Origin of the sequence: Aliivibrio fischeri (assembly GCF_009727955.1) — a bacterium.
GTDB classification, from domain to species: domain Bacteria; phylum Pseudomonadota; class Gammaproteobacteria; order Enterobacterales; family Vibrionaceae; genus Aliivibrio; species Aliivibrio fischeri_A.
On sequence record NZ_WOBR01000041.1, the window covers coordinates 1 to 296 of the forward strand.

Annotated in this window: 1 pseudogene; it reads left to right on the top strand. The window is 48.0% G+C overall.

Annotation, left to right across the window (positions count from 1 at the left end):
- Positions 1-296, top strand: a pseudogene (locus tag GNP81_RS19275) (phage portal protein); the annotation flags it as partial.

Consider the following 296-nt stretch of genomic DNA (forward strand, 5'->3'; position numbering starts at 1 on the left):
GGTTTGCACATGGGCTTTATCTTCTACGCGACCGACCCTAACTTAAGTAAAGAAGATGAAGACGACCTAAAGCAGAAGATGGCTTCAAGCCGTGGCGTGGGTAACTTCCGCTCAATGTTCATCAACATTCCAAACGGCAATGAGAAAGGAATTCAACTCATACCCGTTGGCGACATAGCGACCAAGGATGAGTATGAGAAAATTAAGAACGTCACTGCACAAGAGGTGATTACCGGCCATCGCTTCCCTGTTGAACTGGCTGCAATCATACCAAATGGTGGTACGCGTGGTGACCC